Source organism: Microbacterium sp. CGR1, from assembly GCF_051062835.1.
GTDB lineage: Bacteria > Actinomycetota > Actinomycetes > Actinomycetales > Microbacteriaceae > Microbacterium.
The window spans coordinates 991,974-1,009,207 of record NZ_JAOTPG010000001.1 but is presented as its reverse complement, the minus strand read 5'-3'; the positions used below and the strand labels follow the sequence as shown (position 1 = coordinate 1,009,207).

Annotated in this window: 15 protein-coding genes; 10 read left to right on the top strand and 5 right to left on the bottom strand. The window is 65.2% G+C overall.

Annotated features, from left to right (window positions below; all coding sequences use genetic code 11):
• The first annotated feature begins 12 nt into the window (after positions 1–12).
• The 3 genes from OD997_RS04890 to OD997_RS04880 all read left to right on the top strand — a co-directional run bounded on the left by OD997_RS04890 (position 13) and on the right by OD997_RS04880 (position 4,663).
• The gene (locus OD997_RS04890) at positions 13–1,350 is read left to right on the top strand and encodes an anthranilate synthase component I family protein (protein WP_434330614.1); all 1,338 of its coding nucleotides are present in this window, start codon (positions 13–15) and stop codon (positions 1,348–1,350) included.
• Positions 1,351–1,383: 33 nt separating this feature from the next.
• On the top strand, positions 1,384–3,960 hold the full coding sequence (gene leuS / locus OD997_RS04885; RefSeq protein WP_434332337.1) for a leucine--tRNA ligase: 2,577 nt from the start codon (positions 1,384–1,386) through the stop codon (positions 3,958–3,960).
• 100 nt (positions 3,961–4,060) lie between these two features.
• Positions 4,061–4,663 carry a helix-hairpin-helix domain-containing protein gene (locus OD997_RS04880; protein ID WP_434330613.1) on the top strand — a complete coding sequence of 201 codons (603 nt, stop codon included), beginning with the start codon at positions 4,061–4,063 and terminating at the stop codon, positions 4,661–4,663.
• A gap of 79 nt (positions 4,664–4,742) precedes the next feature.
• Here the strand turns inward: OD997_RS04880 and OD997_RS04875 are convergent, their stop codons facing one another.
• Positions 4,743–6,017, bottom strand: a complete 1,275-nt coding sequence (locus OD997_RS04875; protein WP_434330611.1) for an FAD-dependent oxidoreductase — start codon at positions 6,015–6,017, stop codon at positions 4,743–4,745.
• Positions 6,010–7,566: a cryptochrome/photolyase family protein gene (locus OD997_RS04870; RefSeq protein ID WP_434330610.1), complete on the bottom strand. Its 1,557-nt coding sequence runs from the start codon at positions 7,564–7,566 to the stop codon at positions 6,010–6,012. The genes OD997_RS04875 and OD997_RS04870 overlap by 8 nt, the downstream gene beginning before the upstream one ends.
• Positions 7,567–7,813: 247 nt before the next feature.
• Here OD997_RS04870 and OD997_RS04865 point away from each other — a divergent pair, with 247 nt between their 5' ends.
• Together OD997_RS04865 and OD997_RS04860 are read left to right on the top strand one after the other, a co-directional pair.
• Entirely contained in the window at positions 7,814–8,551 is a 738-nt protein-coding gene (locus OD997_RS04865; protein WP_434330609.1) for a hypothetical protein, read from the top strand.
• A gap of 130 nt (positions 8,552–8,681) precedes the next feature.
• Positions 8,682–9,368 (top strand): retron system putative HNH endonuclease, encoded by a 687-nt coding sequence (locus tag OD997_RS04860; RefSeq protein WP_434330607.1) that lies wholly within the window; start codon positions 8,682–8,684, stop codon positions 9,366–9,368.
• Positions 9,369–9,769: 401 nt separating this feature from the next.
• On the opposite strand, the gene OD997_RS04855 is transcribed toward OD997_RS04860, so the two are convergent.
• The 3 genes from OD997_RS04855 to OD997_RS04845 all read right to left on the bottom strand — a co-directional run bounded on the left by OD997_RS04855 (position 9,770) and on the right by OD997_RS04845 (position 11,904).
• Complete coding sequence (locus tag OD997_RS04855) at positions 9,770–10,774, bottom strand: type I glyceraldehyde-3-phosphate dehydrogenase (protein WP_434330606.1); 1,005 nt, start codon at positions 10,772–10,774, stop codon at positions 9,770–9,772.
• On the bottom strand, positions 10,771–11,253 hold the full coding sequence (locus tag OD997_RS04850) for a GNAT family N-acetyltransferase (RefSeq protein ID WP_434330605.1): 483 nt from the start codon (positions 11,251–11,253) through the stop codon (positions 10,771–10,773). The genes OD997_RS04855 and OD997_RS04850 overlap by 4 nt, the downstream gene beginning before the upstream one ends.
• Before the next feature lie 78 nt (positions 11,254–11,331).
• Positions 11,332–11,904, bottom strand: coding sequence for an NADPH-dependent F420 reductase (locus OD997_RS04845; protein ID WP_434330604.1), 573 nt, complete (start codon positions 11,902–11,904; stop codon positions 11,332–11,334).
• Positions 11,905–12,180: 276 nt separating this feature from the next.
• On the opposite strand from OD997_RS04845, the gene OD997_RS04840 reads away from it, so the two are divergent.
• From OD997_RS04840 to OD997_RS04820, 5 genes are all read left to right on the top strand, one after another.
• Entirely contained in the window at positions 12,181–12,579 is a 399-nt protein-coding gene (locus tag OD997_RS04840) for a nuclear transport factor 2 family protein (protein ID WP_434330603.1), read from the top strand.
• A gap of 131 nt (positions 12,580–12,710) precedes the next feature.
• Positions 12,711–15,416: a cation-translocating P-type ATPase gene (locus OD997_RS04835; protein ID WP_434330602.1), complete on the top strand. Its 2,706-nt coding sequence runs from the start codon at positions 12,711–12,713 to the stop codon at positions 15,414–15,416.
• Entirely contained in the window at positions 15,413–15,763 is a 351-nt protein-coding gene (locus OD997_RS04830) for a UBP-type zinc finger domain-containing protein (RefSeq protein ID WP_434330601.1), read from the top strand. The genes OD997_RS04835 and OD997_RS04830 overlap by 4 nt, the downstream gene beginning before the upstream one ends.
• Positions 15,764–15,849: 86 nt before the next feature.
• Positions 15,850–16,656, top strand: a complete 807-nt coding sequence (locus OD997_RS04825) for an SDR family oxidoreductase (protein ID WP_434330600.1) — start codon at positions 15,850–15,852, stop codon at positions 16,654–16,656.
• A gap of 25 nt (positions 16,657–16,681) precedes the next feature.
• Positions 16,682–17,203: a universal stress protein gene (locus OD997_RS04820; protein ID WP_363520288.1), complete on the top strand. Its 522-nt coding sequence runs from the start codon at positions 16,682–16,684 to the stop codon at positions 17,201–17,203.
• Positions 17,204–17,234 lie beyond the last annotated feature (31 nt).

Genomic DNA, 17,234 nt, shown 5'->3' with positions numbered 1-17,234 from the left:
TAGGCTGAGAACGTGCCCGAACGTCTGAGCACCCGCGTCCTGGCGGACCGGGTGGATCCCGCAGCGCTCTTCCTCGCGCTCGAGCAGGTGGAGCCTGACGTCTTCTGGCTCGACGCCGGTGCCTCTGCGTCCGAGGGGTGGAGCTTCATCGGCACGGGAGAGCTGTCCGCGTTCCCCGAGGACGTTCGACTGGATGCGTCTGCGGGGGACCGGTCTGCCCTGGACGGAGATGTCGTGCGTCCTCCGCTGCGGGGAGGCTGGGTCGGCTGGTACGACTATGAGACGGGCGCCCGCGCCGCAGGGGCCCCGGTCGCTGATTCCGGCCAGTACGCAGGTGACGCCTGGATGCGCATCACCCGCTTCACCGCTTTCGACCACATGACGGGGCGCATCTGGGCCTGCGCCCCGGAGGGGAACCTCGATGAGTGGGTGGCATTCGTCACGGAACAGGGCTCCATGGACGTGCAGGATGCCTCCGCGCTTGCCGCGGAGCCACGTCGAGTGGACGCCAGGCACACTCCTGACGAATACGCGGCCCTCATCGAACGGTGTCGCGACCTGATCCGCGCCGGGATCGCGTACCAGCTCTGCCTGACGACCCGGTTCACGGTTCCGGGGGAGCACGACCCGGTGTCCGTCTACCGTCGGCTGCGATCCGCGACCCCCGCCCACCACGGAGGCTTCGTGCGCATCGGCGGACGATCCCTGCTCAGCGCGAGCCCCGAGCAGTTCCTGCACGCCGAAGACGGAGTCATCCGCACCCGCCCCATCAAGGGGACGCGACCGCGCAGCGACGATCCGGTGCAGGACGCCGCGCTCGCCGCGGAACTCGCGACGGACGTCAAGGAGCGTGCCGAGAACGTCATGATCGTCGACCTCATGCGCAACGACCTCTCGCAGGTGTGCGAGCCGGGGTCGATCCGCGTCGACGCGCTGTGGGCGGTCGAGAGCTATCCCGCCGTGCATCAGCTCGTCAGCACCGTGAGCGGTGTGGCGGCCGCCGGCACCACGGCGGGCGCCCTGTTCGCCGCGTCCTTTCCCGCCGGGAGCATGACCGGCGCCCCCAAGCTGTCGGCGATGACATGGCTGCACGAACTCGAGGGCGGGCCGCGAGGGGTCTACGCCGGATGCTTCGGATACATCGGCGACGACGGCTCGCTCGACCTGGCGATGGTCATCCGCAGCATCGTCATCGACGCGGAGAGCGCGGTGATCGGGGCGGGCGGCGGGATCACCTGGCGGTCGGTCGCGGCATCCGAGGTCGCAGAGGTGGCGACGAAGGCGCAGGCGCCCCTCGCAGCGCTGGGCGCGGAAATGCCCGCGGCCTGGGCTTCCGATATCCTGAACTGATCCCCTTTTCCCTTCAGATTGGTCGTGCGTTCGTTGTCTGAGAACCTGTCCACCTCTCCCGTCGACGAGGAGACCTCCTCGGCGCACGCTATCCAGGCCAAGTGGCAGAAGTACTGGGCGGAGAACGAGACGTTCCTCACCGGCGGCGACGACGACAAGCGGCCCCGCCGCTACGTGCTGGCGATGTTCCCGTACCCCTCCGGCGACCTGCACATGGGCCACGCCGAGAACTACCTCTACTCCGACATCGTGGCCCGTTTCTGGCGCCACCGCGGGCACAACGTCCTCAACCCGATCGGCTGGGACTCCTTCGGTCTGCCGGCCGAGAATGCGGCGATCCGCCAGGGAGCCGATCCGCGCGAGTGGACGTATCAGAACATCGCCCAGCAGAAGCAGGCGTTCCAGAACTACGGCGTCTCGTTCGACTGGTCGCGAGTGCTGCACACCTCCGACCCCGAGTACTACCGCTGGAACCAGTGGCTGTTCCTGAAGCTGCACGAGCGCGGCCTGGCCTATCGCAAGAAGAGCGCCGTCAACTGGTGCCCGAACGACCAGACGGTGCTCGCGAACGAGCAGGTCGTCGACGGACGCTGCGATCGCTGCGGTGCCGAGGTCGTGAAGAAGAAGCTGACCCAGTGGTACTTCAAGATCACGGACTACGCCGACCGGCTGCTCGACGACCTGAATCAGCTCGAGGGCTTCTGGCCGCACAAGGTGCTGCAGATGCAGCGCAACTGGATCGGCCGCTCGGTCGGTGCCGACGTCGACTTCCGCATCGAAGGCCGCGACGAGCCGGTCACGGTGTTCTCGACGCGTCCCGACACGCTGCACGGTGCGACCTTCTTCGTCGTGGCGCCCGATTCGGACCTGGCGAGCGAGCTCGCGAAGGATGCTCCCGCCGAGGTGCGCGCGCGCTTCGAGAAGTACCTGGGCGATGTGCAGAAGACCACCGACGTCGACCGTCAGGCGACGGACCGTCCGAAGACCGGCGTGTTCCTCGAGCGGTTCGCGATCAACCCGGTCAACGGCGAGAAGCTGCCCGTGTGGGCCGCGGACTACGTGCTGGCCGATTACGGCCACGGCGCGGTCATGGCCGTGCCCGCGCACGACCAGCGCGACCTCGATTTCGCCCGTGCCTTCGACCTGCCGGTCAAGGTGGTCGTCGACACGACGGCGCCGATCACCGGTGCGATGCCCATCATCGAGGTCGACGACGAGGGCGTGCCGATCGACACGGGTGCCGCTCTCGACGAGCAGAACCCCGCATCCACCGGCATCGCCCTGACGGGTGAGGGCCGGATGATCAACTCCGGAGCCCTGAACGGTCTGTCCAAGCGCAACGCGATCGCCCGTGCGATCGAGCAGCTCGAAGCCTCGGGGACGGGTCGCGCGGCGAAGAACTATCGCCTCCGTGACTGGCTGATCTCGCGCCAGCGTTTCTGGGGCACCCCCATCCCGATGCTGCACGCCGAGGACGGCCGGATCATCCCGGTGCCCGAGGACCAGCTGCCGGTGAAGCTGCCCAGTGTCGAGGGGCTCGACCTGAAGCCCAAGGGCTCGTCGCCCCTGGGCGCAGCCGAGAGCTGGGTGCGCACGGTCGACGCCGCGAGCGGTGACCCCGTGCTGCGCGACCCCGACACCATGGACACGTTCGTGGACAGCTCGTGGTACTTCCTGCGATTCCTCTCGCCGAACAGTGACACGGTGGCGTTCGATCCGGCTCAGGCCGCTCGATGGTCGCCGGTCGACTCGTACATCGGCGGCGTCGAGCACGCGATCCTGCACCTGCTGTATGCGCGCTTCATTACCAAGGTGCTGTTCGACATGGGCCTGATCGACTTCACGGAGCCGTTCTCGAACCTCATCAACCAGGGAATGGTCCTGCTCGACGGCGCCAAGATGTCGAAGAGCAAAGGCAACCTGGTGCTGTTCGAAGAGGAGCTCGACGCCTACGGCGCGGACGCGCTGCGTGTGGGGCTCGCGTTCGCGGGGCCCGTGGAGGACGACAAGGACTGGGCCGACGTCTCGACGACCGGTGCGCAGAAGTTCCTCGCCCGCGCGCTGCGCATCGCGAACGAGGTCTCGTCGCCGGTCGATGTGGTGTTCGCCGGTGGCGACGCGGCGCTCCGCCGCGCGACCCATAAGCTGCTCGCGGATGCTCCGGCCCTCGTCGAGCAGACGAAGTTCAACGTGCTGGTCGCGCGCCTGATGGAGCTGGTGAACATCACCCGCAAGACCATCGACGGTTCTGCCGGTGCGGCTGATCCGGCCGTTCGTGAAGCCGCCGAGACGATCGCCGTGATGCTCGACCTGATCGCGCCGCACACCGCGGAGGAGATCTGGGAGATCCTCGGTCACGAGCCTTCCGTGGGCCTGGTCACCTGGCGCTCGGCCGATCCTGCTCTGCTCGTGGAGGACACCGTGACGGCTGTCGTGCAGGTGGGCGGCAAGGTCCGCGCCCAGCTCGAGGTGCCCGCGCGCATCGGCGAGGCCGAGCTCGAGGCGCTGGCTCGCGCCGATGACCGAGTGATCCGTTCGATCGGCGACCGCGAGATCGTCAAGGTCGTCGTGCGCGCCCCCAAGATCGTCAGCATCGTCGTCAAGGGCTGACGCCCGCACCGTCTCTGCACATCAGGCCGCCCGCGGGGATTCTCCCCGTCGGGCGGCCTGACGCATGAGAGGCATCCTCCCGTGCGCCTAGCGTTGCGGGATGCCCGACTCCGCCGCAGCTCCGCCGCCCCCGCCGCGTCGGTTGCGCCTGGGAGTCGGTGCCGCCATCGTGCTGGCACTCGTCGTGCTCTCCGCGGCTGTCGGTCTCGGGCTGATGCGAGGACAGGCTGCGCCGACCGAGTCGGTGCCGCTCGCGACCGATGCCGCCGGGGGAGGCGGTTCCACAGGAGAGCTCTACGTGCACGTGCTCGGCGCTGTCGAGCAGCCGGGGCTCTACGTCCTCGATCTCGACTCTCGTCTGGTCGATGCGGTGGCGGCTGCCGGTGGAACCACTGACGAGGCTGACCTGACCGCGATCAACCTCGCTCGCGTACTCGCCGATGGTGAGCAGATCATCGTGCCGACTGTCACCGCGATGGCGGATGGTCCTGGGGCCGTCGCGCCCGCCGACGACCGGGTGGACCTGAACGCGGCGGACCAGGCCGCGCTCGAGACGCTGCCGCGCATCGGTCCTGCCCTGGCCGAGAGGATCATTGCCTGGCGCGACGAGAACGGGAGGTTCCAGTCGGTCGACGATCTCCTGGCGGTGCCGGGGATCGGTGAGAAGCTGCTCGCGGGCATCCGCGAGGGCGTGCGGGTGTGAGAAGTGGTCCGCGACGGCGTGCGGGTGTGAGAAGTGGTCCGCGCCGGCTTGTCTGGGCGTCTGTCCGAGCGGGACGTCGTCAGGCGTGAAGAGATCTGGCGCTGCGCGAGGATCCCGCGTCACTCAGGACCGCGCGTGCGGCACGTTCGCCGGATGCGAGTGCGCCTTGAATCGACGCGGTGTCCCGGTGGTCGCCTGCGATGTACAGTCGCTGGGCGTAGCGCGCCGACCGCGCTGCGCCCAGGGGCGCCGGTTGCGCCGGAAGCGCGTCGACGATGTCGTCACGCCGGATCAGCTCCCACGCGTCGATGTCCGCACCCCAGATCTCGCCCAGGTGGCGGCGGACCTCGAGCTCCTCGGCGGGATCGCCACCGCGCGGCAGTAGACACGTCGCGGCGATGAGGTGGCGCCCGGCCGGGGCGTACGAGGGCACAGTGTGCGTCATCACGACGGTGTTCACGACGGGGCCTCGGCCTCGGCCGTCGACGGTCAGCAGCGCCGATCGGGTCGGAGGCTCGGCGGCGGCGAACCACCACGTCTGCAGACCGTTCGTCGCCGGACGGGCAAGCCCCGTGAGGTCGGCCACGGCATCCGGGCCGACCGCGACGACCACCCGTGCTGCGTTGACGGATTCACCGTCGCTCAGCTCCACCCGGATACCGTCCCCGCGGACCGAGCACCGTTCCACCCCGGCACCGAGACGGACGTCAGTGCCTGCCGTGCGCGCATGCGCGGCAAGCTGCTCGGGGACCGCAGCGATCCCTTGTGCGGGTAGACCCGGGCGGCCGAGCGCGAAGTACCGCACGAGCAGCCGGGCGAACGCGTTCGACGTCTCACCCTGGCCCTCCGCCAGAACCCCGGCGAGGAACGGCTCGAGCACCGCGGTGCGGAGCGGACCGCTGAGGCCCACGGCATCCCATCCCTCGCGCAGGGTGACATCGTTCCGGGCGAGACGCTGGAGTGGATGCACCAACGCCGGAGCGGCCCAGCGGACCAGCGCGACGGCATCCCGACCGCTCACCAGGCCGCTGCGCAGAGATGTGGCGATCGACAGGGGGTATCGGAGCGGATGCCGCAGCTCTGCCATCCCCTCCGTCGTGCGCACCCGCACGCCCACCGGGAAGCTCCCGAGCGCGAGTGCGTCGAGATCGACACTGCGCCGGAGAGCCGGGTAGGCCGGATTGAGCACCTGGAAGCCGCGATCCAGTCGGAACCCGTCGACGATGTCGGTGCGCTGGCGTCCTCCGACCGCATCCGCGGCCTCGAGAACGACGACATCGAACCCGCGTGCCGAGAGCAATCCGGCGCATCGGAGCCCCGCGAGGCCTGCTCCGATCACGATCACGTCATGCATTCGCGACGACCTCCCCTCGGCGGATCGCCGACGCGCGCTTGCCGATCGCTGCGCGTTCGTCGTCGTCGATCCGATCGACGTTGCGCACCTGCAGGGCCATGCGCGGGTTCGCGGAGAGAGTGTCTTGGTGGCGCATCAGAAAGTCCCAGTAGAGAGTAGTGATCGGGCAGGCATCCGCCCCGACGCGTTTCTTCGGGTCGAATCGGCACGTGCGGCAGTGCGGGCTCATCCGCGAGATGTAGGCACCGGATGCCGCGTAGGGTTTGCTTCCCATCAGCCCGCCGTCGGCGAACTGGCTCATGCCCAGGGTGTTGGGCAGTTCCACCCACTCGACGGCGTCGACGTAGACGGCGAGGTACCAGGCGTGCACTTCGGCCGGTTCGATCCCGAGAAGCAGGGCGTAGAGACCGGTCACCATCAGCCGCTGGATGTGATGGGCATAGCCGTTCTCCAGCGTGGTGCCGATCGCGTCGGCCATGCACGCCATCGAGGTGTCGCCCGTCCAGTACCAGTCAGGCAGCGGCTCATGCGCGTCCAACGCGTTGCGGCGGGCATACCCCGGCATCTGAGTCCAATAGATTCCGCGCACGTACTCGCGCCATCCGAGTATCTGCCGGATGAAGCCCTCGACTGATGCCAGCGGCGCACGTCCGTCGCGATAGGCGGTCTCCGCTGCGGCGACGACCTCACGCGGATCAAGGAGCTTCAGGTTCATCGCGGCGGACAGATGAGCGTGCCACAGCCACGGCTCGCCCGGCCACTGGGCGTCCTGGAAGTCCCCGAACCACGGCAGGCGCTCGTCGATGAAGAGCGCGAGCGACTCGAGCGCCTGTGCGCGGGTGACCGGCCACGCGAACGTGTCGAGTCGACCGGGGTGGTCGGCGAAGCGCTCGGCGACGAGCGCGAGAACGTCGCGGGTCACCTCATCCGGCTCGAACGCCGCTCTCGGCGGCACCATCCCCGGCCCCTGCGCCGGAAAAGCCTTGCGGTTCTCGGCGTCGTAGTTCCACGCACCGCCCTCGGGCTTCCCGTCGGGTGTCATGAGGATGCCGAACCGCTGACGCTGCTCCCGGTAGAAGTACTCCATCCGCAGCGTCCGGCGCTCGTGCATGTGAGCGGCGAACTCGCTCAGCGTGCAGAAGAAGTGGCGGTCCTCGCGGATCTCGAGGGGGATGCCGGCATCCGCCGCCACCTGTCGCAACGACTCGAGCACCCGCCAGTCGCCGGGAGCGGTCATCTGAAGCGATGCGGGAGCGAGACGCGCTATATCGGAGAGGAGTTGATCGGCGAGCGTGCCGCGGTTGCCGGGATCGTCCAGAGACGTGTAATGCACCTCTCGTCCCGCGGCGCGCATCTCGGCTGCGCAATGGCGCATGGCCGACAGGAACAGAGCGGTTCGCGGCTTGCTGCTCCAGACGTGAGTGGACTCCTCAGCGACCTCGGCCATCCACACCGCATCTCTGAGCGGATCGAACCCGTCGAACCCGCTGGCCTCGAGATCGAGCTGGTCGCCGAGCACGACCACCAGATTGCGCAGCGTCCGCTCCATGGCACCAGCGTACGACGGGATGCCGGGGAGTGGACGCCCGCACCGAGTCGGCAGCGCACCTCTCTCCTGTGCCGCGGTCGTCCTGCGCTCCTGCACATCAGGCGCTCGATGACGTCTGTCCACAGTGAGCGGTTCTGTGTCGGAGGGGACAGGTGATGCGACTCTAGGTTCGTCTGATGCGAGGACCCGCGAAGAGCGTCAGGATCCGAGGGATGGCCACGGTCATCATCCGTGACGGTGTGAGCGGGTGAAGCGGGACCTCCGGCTGCTGCCGGTCGCCGGGGGTGTGTGGGGGGTGGCGCTCCTGTGCGTGTTCGTGCCTGCATCGGCGGGGTGGTGTGCGCTTGCGGGTGCGGTCGGCGCGGCGATCGTGGCTGCGGTGGTGCTGAGACGCGCAGACCGTGTCGCGTCGCGGGCCGCTCTGCTGGTGGTCGTGCTGGCGGCGGTCGTGGCGGTCTCGTTCACAGCGATGTCGTCGCTGCCGGGGCGTGACAGCTCAGCATCGTGGGACGGGCGCGTGGTCGAGGCGACGGGCGAGGTCACGTCGTCGGCATCGATCGGTCGTGACGGGCGGCTGTGGGTGGAGATGCAGCTCACCGGCATCGGCTCACCCGGGGCGGTGTGGGCGGCATCGGCACCGGTGCGGATCGGCATCGACCCGGCCGATGGGTTCGATCTCGGTGCGAGGGTTCAGGTCACGGGTGAGGCTGCGGCGACGGATCCGGGTGAGCGTTCTGCTCTCGTCGTGTTCGCGAGTTCCGCGTCGGTCGAGGCTCCGGCATCGGGTGTCTTCGCCGTCGCGGCCGATGTGCGAAGCGCGTTCATCGAACGGTCGCTGCGTCTGCCCGAACCGGGCGCCGGATTGCTCCCCGGACTCGCGGTGGGCGACACCCGCTGTCGCACAATCGAAGCTCATCAGCGACTACACGGTTGCCATAGAACGTGGGGAGCAGGAAAGCGACGAAGGCCGTCGTCTACGAGGTGAGCTTGAGGATTTCTATGGGTCGACTCATCGTGTCCTGCGCGATGCTGACCGCTTGACTCGGTTCCAGCAGATGAAGCTAAGAGCTGAGGGTAAGAAAGGCTCCGCGGGAGATCGGCAAGAGGGCTGATCCGTGCATCTTCTAGATCGTGGGGGTGTCCGCGCACCCGATTGTTTGGACGACTATGACTATTCCGATCACACGTGGAAACAATTCGGCAAAGCGTGTAAGAGAGAAGTCAGAGCCCGCCTAGTGGAGATGCAGGGCATACCGGGCGTCAGCACCGCTTCTGGCGCGAACGAGTATGGCGTCCGTTGCGCGTACTGCGAAGGTCCTATTTACGTCGACGGCCATATTGAACACTTTCGACGCAAGAACCCCGCGCATTTTCCGGAATTAACGTTCGAATGGAGTAACCTCTTTCTCGCATGTCGTTCCGTCTCCCACTGTGGACACTTCAAGGATCGACGCTCCTCAGATTCGTACTCGCCGGCCGATCTAGTCAAGCCGGACGAGCGTGATCCTGAGGCGTTCCTGTTCTTCTCATCGAACGGACGGGTCTATCCCAAGGATGGTCTCGACTCGATCAACATGCACATTGCCACGGAGACGATCAGGGTCTTCAATCTCAACGATGACGCCCTCGCGGCACGGCGCCGGAGTGCCCTGAAGCCATACTTCGAGCAGATCTCTGAATTTCTCGATCTCGGGATGGAACTTGACCCCCACGAGCTTTTCGACGACCTGGCCAGCGAGATCCTGCGCACCCAATACGAAGCCTACGCAACTACAATCAAGCACTTTCTTCGGCCGCACTAAGGGTGGGTCATCCGCGCGGTGACGACGTGGCCGCGTTCAATCGATGATTTGTGCTCGTAGCATGCAAACTCATGCTGGTGGCGTGGGCATGCTCGCCCACTGCACTGAGCTCTAACGTCCGCACTCACCGCACGGGTGGTTGCCGCGAGTGTGCCCATTGCAGCCAGCCGCGAGCATCATCATCCCGAGGAAGCGGGTTCGCGCCGATAGTCGGGATAAGTGGTCTTATCGTGGCCAATGGGCCAGACGTTGAAGTGAGATGAGGCTGAGTAGGTGCCGGGCGTCTAGGCAGTGCTCGAGCGGGATCGCGGGAGTGCGTGCGTCTGCAAAGAGCAGTGCCGCGGAGCTCGATGCACGGCCTCCGCGACTCAGCCAGTCACAGCGATGCAGGTGCGTTCCGCTCAGTTTTCTGTGGACGCCAAGTGAGCAGCTGTCTCGGCGAGACGCATCGAGAATCCGGCCTCGTTGTCATACCAAGCCGCCACGGAAACCATGCCGTTGAATGACTGGGTCAGCGGAAGGTCCACGATCGAGGAATGCGGATCTCCGACGATGCGGGCCGAGGTCCACTCGTCTTCGAACACATCAAGGATGCCGTGGAGGGGTCCCGCTGTCGCAGCACTGCGGAACACGTCGCGAAGATCCTCCGTCGCGATCTCGTGCTCCGGAATCACGTTGAGCTCCACGATGCTGCCGGTGCGTACGGGCACCCGATAGGCCTTTCCGGTGATCTGCAGATCCGGCCAGATGAAACCCAGGGCTTTCGCAGCGCCGGAAGAGGAAGGGATGATGTTCTCTGCGCCGGCCCAGGAGTCTCGCCTGGACTTCGTTGGTTGGTCGGTCAGCGACTGAGTGTTCGTGTACGCATGGACCGTTGAGAAGACACCGAAGCGGATGCCCGTGGACTCGAGGAGAACCTTGACGACGGCCGCAAGTGCGTTGGTGGTGCAGCTAGCCATGCTGATGATCTTGTGCGCACCGCTGTCGTAGTCGTCCAGGTTGATGCCCGGTAGCAGCACGGCGTCGCAATCTTCAGCAGTCTTGCTCGGGCCGCTGATGAGCACGCGCTCGGCGCCGTTTGCGAGATGCCGCTCAGCTGCTTCCCGGGTGACGCCGCGGCCGGTGCAATCGACGACCAGATCGATGCCGAGCGCGTTCCAGTCCGGCACGCCCTCGCGGGAGTTGATGTACGTGATTCGCCTACCGTCGATGGAGATGGACGCGTCGTCGTCTGAGGCGACACCTGGCCACCGTCCGTAGTTCGTGTCCACCTCGAGGAGCGCGGCGAGGTCACCGGCCGAAGCGATGTCACAGACGACGCTCGGGAAGAAGAGGTCGTTCTGCACGGCGCTGCGCACAAGCTGGCGGCCGATACGTCCGAAACCGTAGACGGCGATGTTCTTCATGATGTGATCCTTCGAGTGAGGAGTTGATCGCTGGGTGTATGTCCCGGATGTCTCGCGTCGACCAGGTCCCCATACTCCGGATTCTGGTTGATGTAGGCCGAAACCAGGGGGCAGTAAATGGTGACGAGCAGCCCGCGATCGCGCACGTCGTCAAGGGCGTAAGCGATGAGCTCTACAGCGATGCCTCGCCCTCGGAACTCCGGAACAACCGTCGTTGAGAGGATTACGACCCGGTTACCCATCTGTTTGAACTCGATCGTCGCCACCTCGAACTCCTCGAGGCTGGCCACGTAGTGACGCCGAACGTCGTCGCGGTGCACGACCATCTCGAACTCCGCGTCCACCGAGGGCAGATCGACGTCGCGAAGACTGTCCCTGCGAAGGTCCGCCAGGCCGTCCCGAAGGAACCTGTCCTCGGCTGTGTGGACTGCGGATTCGGAGCCTTCGCTCTCGCCGCTGTTCTGTTGCGTGCTCATCATTCGCGTCCATTCTTCAGGGGATCGGTTTCAATCGACCGCGCATCGTGGATGTCGACTGCCGGGTCATGAGGCAGCGGGTCACCCGATGAAGACGAATCCACCCTCGGTGGCATTGGCTTCAGAGAAGGTGATCGCCATCTGGAGGTAGCACAACGCCTCCTGCGCCTCGGCGCGGTCAAGGGTGCCGACGTCAAATGTCTCTGCCCCAGCACGGCTCGCCATATCGAGGACAAATGCCGCGGCATCGCGGTCATCGGATGAAGCAAGCACAGTGAGCGGCTGGTCGTCGATACTTGCGGCCTTCAGATGACCGGCGTAGTTGGTGTTGAATGCTTTGACGATCCGGCTGTCGGGCAGCGCCTCAGCGAGAGCGGCAGCCGCGCTCCCTTGCGGGGCGCGTACCCGAGCAAGCGGGTCGAAGGTGACGGGATTGCTGATGTCGATGATGATCTTGCCCGCGAGAGCTTCGCTGTGATCTCTGATGATGTGCTCGTGCGCGGTGTAGGGAACAGCCAGGAGGACAGCATCGAAGCCTGAAGCATCCCACTCCTCGCCACGGCCGACCGCCTTGGTTTCGACAGAAGCTCTCGCCAGAAACTCGCTGATGGCGCTGGCCATGTTTCCGTTGCCAAGAATCAGGATCGATGTCATGAGCTTTCTCCTTCTGTAGGCATCATCGCTTCGCGCATGTCGACAGCGAGGGCTGGGCAAACTGCGCTGCTCACAGACTGCTTCAGCCGATGAGAGAAGCGAAGAGTCATTCGACCCAGAACTACTCAAGTCATCGCCCGGTGTTGTGTGTGAGGGCCCTGATTGCGCCGGTCAGTGAAGACGAGTGAGTAGCGCGCTGGGTCGACTTCGAGTCATCTGACTGCTGACTTCGCACGCCGCGGGCGCGAGCCTGAATGCCTAACGGAAGGGGTCGAAGTGGATCCGACGAGAGAGCCAGACGGCGGGGCGATCTGCCGACTGGAGCGTGAACTAATCGTCAGGGATTTTCTGGCGACATTCAACGCTGCACCTCGCGATGCTGAAGGCACGGCTTCGATCGCTGCCTTCCTGCACCCCGATGTGGTGTACCGTCCTTCCCTGTGCCATGGGGCTGTCGGTCGCGACGCCGTCGCGCGCGTCTGTGAGCAGGTGCGCGGTGCGTTCGAGACATTCGCGATCGAAGTCGAGTCGCTACTGGTGGGGGAGGGGGTGATTCTCGTCGAGCACGCGATGCGCGTAGGTCTCATCGGGGTTCCCGTGCAGAACCTGATGGGCTTCTCAAGCTTTCAGATCAGCGGCGAGCTCATCAGCGAGTGGCATCAGGTGCATGTATGACCCCTCGCGCGTGAGCCGCGCGCGTTGCGCAACGGGCAATCGATGAGTCATGTGACCCGAAGACGCATGCGCGTTTTTCGTCCAAGGTGAGTGATGTCCACTGCTCAGTGGGCTGCGGTCGAGGAGAGATGATGGCAACCCAGCACGAGTCCCAGGATCAGTCGTACGCTCGCTCTCCCGAGGAGGTTCTCCGAGTCCTCGAGGTCTCTCGCGAGGGGCTCCGTCAGGACGAAGTGATTGCGAGACAGCGGAGCTTCGGGCCGAACCGGCTTCCTGAGGCCAGAAGACGAAGCCCTGTCCTGCGATTCCTCGGTCACTTCAACAACATTCTCATCTACATCCTGCTCGCATCGGCTGTCGTGAAGGCTGCCTACCGGGATTGGATCGATTTCTGGGTGATCTTCGTCGTCGCCCTCGCCACGGGGCTCATCGGTTTCCTTCAGGAGGGCCAGGCCGAGCGCGCACTCGCCGGTATCCGACGGATGCTCTCCTTGCATGCGACAGTGCTGCGAGATGGTGAATGGTCGGACGTAGTCGCCGAGGAACTTGTGCCGGGCGACATAGTGCGTCTTCGCCCGGGCGATCGCGTGCCCGCCGATCTGCGCCTTTTGACCGTCGAAGGCTTGGAGATCGATGAGTCCCCCCTCACCGGCGAATCGGTACTCGCGGTCAAGGGGACGGGGGCTGTGCCTATCGGAGCGGTGCTCGGCGATCGCGTCGGGATGGCGTTCTCTGGAACAGTTGTGGGCGCCGGTACCGGAATCGGCATGGTTGCGGCTACGGGAAGCGACACGGAGCTCGGTCGGATCCAAACTCTCATCGACGAAGCGGATCCCCTCGGGACTCCTCTGACGGGGCAGCTCGATCGCCTCGGCAAACGGATCGCAGCGTTCATCCTGGTGCTGGCGGGAGTGATGACGGTTGTCGGTTTGCTGCTGCACGGTGACGGGCCGGAACAGCTGCTCGACTCTGCGATCACCTTCGCCGTAGCTGCCGTCCCGGAAGGGCTGCCGGCGATCGTCACGATCACACTCGCTCTCGGCGTGCGGCAGATGGCCCAGCGCAACGCGATCACGCGGAAACTCACGGCTGTCGAGACGCTCGGCGAGGTGACGACGATCTGCTCGGATAAGACCGGAACTCTGACGTACAACGAGATGACAGTGCGCTCGCTCGTCACATCGCGGGATCGGTACTCGATCACAGGGGTCGGGTACAGCCCCGAAGGCCACGCGGTCTCAGAGCACTCGGGGGAGACCGCTTCCTTCCATGAGCGTCGCGACCTGCAAGAACTCGTGATCGCTCTTTCCCGCTGCACGGACGCAGCCGTCCAGAAGACTGACGATGGCTGGTCAGTCGTCGGCGCGCCTACAGAAGGAAGCTTGGTGGTGCTCGCGCGCAAAGCGGAGTTCACGGGGGAGGGATACCAGCGGACGGCCGAGCTACCGTTCAACTCCAAGAACAAGCTCATGGCTGTGCTCGACCGATCTCCGGACGGCAGCGTGCGCCTGATAGCGAAGGGGGCGCCCGATCGACTCCTCGATCGATGCGCGTACCAGCTCGACGCGAATGGTGACAGGACGCCGCTACGACGACAAGAGTGGGACGACGCGGTGGACTCGTTGGGTCGTCAGGGGTTGAGAGTCCTCGCTGCTGCTTCTGCTCCCTCATACGGAGCAGCGACCATAGGCCTTGGGGACGTGCACAGTCTCACGCTGTTGGGACTTGTCGCGATCGCGGATCCACCACGCGCCGAGGCAATCGAGGCGATCCGTCGCTGCCGAGAGGCAGGCATTCGGGTCACGATGATCACCGGAGACCACGCATCAACTGCATCCGCGATCGCTGCGGAGCTCGGGATCGCGGGGCGGTCTTTTCCTCGGGTGGTGACCGGCGCCGAGCTGCAGGTGATGTCGGATGTCGATCTTGCAGATATCGCACCGACCGTGGACGTCTTCGCTCGTACGAATCCGGAGCACAAGATACGAATCGTTCGTGCGTTGCAGTCGCGACGTCAGGTTGTTGCGATGACGGGGGACGGTGTGAATGATGCCCCCGCTCTTACGCGTGCTGACATCGGCATCGCGATGGGCATCAACGGAACCGAAGCAACGAAAGAGGCGGCAGACATCGTCCTCGCCGACGACGACTTCGCCACGATCGAGCGGGCGGTAGCCGAGGGGCGGCGCATCTTCGACAACATCCAGAAGTCACTGATGTTCATCCTCCCGACGACTTTCGCCCAAGCGCTGATCGTTCTGACAGCGGTCATCATCGGGTTCGTTCCGCCGCTTCAGCCGACTCAGGTGCTGTGGGTGAATCTGGTGACCGCCATTACTCTTTCCCTGGCTCTCGCATACGAGCCGGCCGAACAAGGGCTGATGTCCCGGCCGCCTCGAGCCGTCACATCCTCGATGATCGACGGCATCCTCATCGCGAGGATCACGGTCGTGACGCTACTGATCACAGCGGCGTCGATCGGCATCTTTTTCGTGGAGCTGGGGTCAGGTTCGTCGTTCGCCATTGCGCAGACCAGCGCGGTGACCGTGCTCGTTCTCGGACAGGTTGCGTACCTGTTCAACTCACGATTCTTGCGCGTCTCGAGCTTCTCCCTTCGTGCGCTCCGCGGCAACCCAGTCGTCTGGGTATCTGTCGGTATCCTGCTCCTGCTTCAGCTCGCTTTCACGTACGTGCCGGCTATGCAGGAGTGGTTTCACACGGCACCACTCACATGGCGAGAATGGGGCATCGCCCTCTCGCTCGCTGTAGCGATCTTCCTGATTGTGGAAGTGGAGAAGGCGATCGCTCGGGCGGCCAGGAAACGGAGGAAGCCATGAGAGATATCGACCCGAAGGCGGTCCCAAGCGGCACGGGGTGCGTGGACTGCGACGATGTGGGCTCGTGGTGGGTGCACCTCCGCCGCTGCGCGGCATGCGGCCACGTGGGATGCTGCGACAACTCCCCGAATCGCCATGCGACAGCTCATGCCGCGAGCACGGGCCACCCGCTGATCCAGAGCTTCGAGCCGGGGGAGGAGTGGTTCTGGGATTACGACAGTGAGCAGTACGTCGACGGACCGGTCCTTGCTCCGCCCCAAAGCCATCCCGATGATCAGCCTGCCCCGGGGCCGGCCGGTCGAGTGCCCGCTGACTGGAGGCAGATTCTGAGGGCCAAGGGCGCGTGAATCGACATTGACGGTGTGCGGGTGAGAGCACCGAATCGAGTCGATTGACCTACGCCGACAACCAGCGGCTGCGGGATAGTCGGATCATGGAGCACAAGAAGAAGATCGTCGTTGTCGGCGGCACCGGCCTGGCTGGGTCTGCAGTGGTGAGGACCCTCTCCGAGCAGCCCGTTGACCTCGTCGTAGCGTCTCGGGCCACTGGGGTGAACTCATTCACGCGCGCGGGTCTTGAGGAAGCGCTTGATGGAGCGGACGTTGTCATCGATGTCACCAACTCCTCCTACACCGATGAAGCGGCAGCTCTCGAATTTTTCGAGGTGTCGAGCTTGAACCTGGTGAACGACGGACGCGCAGCGGGAGTCTCGCATCACATCGTGCTCTCCATCGTCGGGGTCGAGAAACTCGCGAATTCCGAGGGCGGCTATTTCCGAGCGAAGGCTCTCCAAGAGCGAATCGTCGCAGAATCTGGGGTGCCCTACACGATCATCCACTCCACACAGTTCTTCGAGTATCTCCGCAGCATCGCAGCGTTCGCGACGCGTCAAGGGCGGGTGACTGTCCCCGACGCGCTGGTCCAACCAGTGGCGGTCGAGGAAGCCGCGAAGGTGATCTCAACGGTCTCGTTGTCTGAACCTCGCAACGGGGTGCTCGAAGTCGCAGGTCCGCAACGCGGCCGGCTGAAAGACTTCATCCGCTTCGATCTCGCCTCGGTTCTCGACGATAGGCAGGTCGTCGCCGACGCCTCCGCCACGTACTTCGGAGAACTTCCGACGGACGATCTTTTCCTTCCGGGGCCGTCCGCTCAGCTGTCCGACGTGACGATCTCGGAGTGGCTCGAAACTGCGCGCGCGGCTCAACCAGACCTGTTGCATGTGAGCTGGCCGTTCCCGTGAGATCGAACCCCCAGAGATCGGAAGAATGATGTCCACACAACATGAGGCCCCTCTTCCGGAGGACGTGGAGCAGGGCGTCCTGATTGCCGGCGCGATCCCCGGAGGCGACCCCGCGGTACTCCATCACGCAAGCGCTCTCGCTCAGGCGATGGGTGTTCCACTGCTGGTCGTGCATGTCGATACCACCATCGAAATCGACCTGCCCGATCCTGATGGCTACGTCCGTCCTGTACTCGAGGCGCTTCGGCGCGGCGAAGCGGATCTTGAGATCGTTCGCAGAGAGGCGAAGTCAGTTCTCGAGCAGACAAGTGTCGAGTGGACCGTGGTCCAGGTGGCCGGTGATCCGGCGATGGCTTTGCATCATCTTGCTGAGCGCTACCACGCGTCGATGTTCGTTGTTGGTACTCGGCGCGGCGACATCGGAGACGCCGTTCGTGAATTCTTGGACGGCTCCGTGGCGTTGCGCCTCACTCGCCATCAGTCTCGCCCGGTCGTGGTGATTCCGACAGGGGTCATCCACCCCTGGCGTAGCGAGGGCGACGGATGAGAAATGCCAGCGTGCGGCGCCGAAAGGGCCT

Coding starts and splice junctions, on each gene's coding strand:
- OD997_RS04880 (WP_434330613.1), top strand. CDS start 4,061: ATGCCCGACTCCGCCGCAGCTCCGCCGCCCCCGCCGCGTCGGTTGCGC.
- OD997_RS04875 (WP_434330611.1), bottom strand. CDS start 6,017: ATGCATGACGTGATCGTGATCGGAGCAGGCCTCGCGGGGCTCCGATGC.
- OD997_RS04870 (WP_434330610.1), bottom strand. CDS start 7,566: ATGGAGCGGACGCTGCGCAATCTGGTGGTCGTGCTCGGCGACCAGCTC.
- OD997_RS04855 (WP_434330606.1), bottom strand. CDS start 10,774: ATGAAGAACATCGCCGTCTACGGTTTCGGACGTATCGGCCGCCAGCTT.
- OD997_RS04850 (WP_434330605.1), bottom strand. CDS start 11,253: ATGATGAGCACGCAACAGAACAGCGGCGAGAGCGAAGGCTCCGAATCC.
- OD997_RS04845 (WP_434330604.1), bottom strand. CDS start 11,904: ATGACATCGATCCTGATTCTTGGCAACGGAAACATGGCCAGCGCCATC.
- OD997_RS04835 (WP_434330602.1), top strand. CDS start 12,711: ATGGCAACCCAGCACGAGTCCCAGGATCAGTCGTACGCTCGCTCTCCC.
- OD997_RS04830 (WP_434330601.1), top strand. CDS start 15,413: ATGAGAGATATCGACCCGAAGGCGGTCCCAAGCGGCACGGGGTGCGTG.
- OD997_RS04825 (WP_434330600.1), top strand. CDS start 15,850: ATGGAGCACAAGAAGAAGATCGTCGTTGTCGGCGGCACCGGCCTGGCT.
- OD997_RS04820 (WP_363520288.1), top strand. CDS start 16,682: ATGATGTCCACACAACATGAGGCCCCTCTTCCGGAGGACGTGGAGCAG.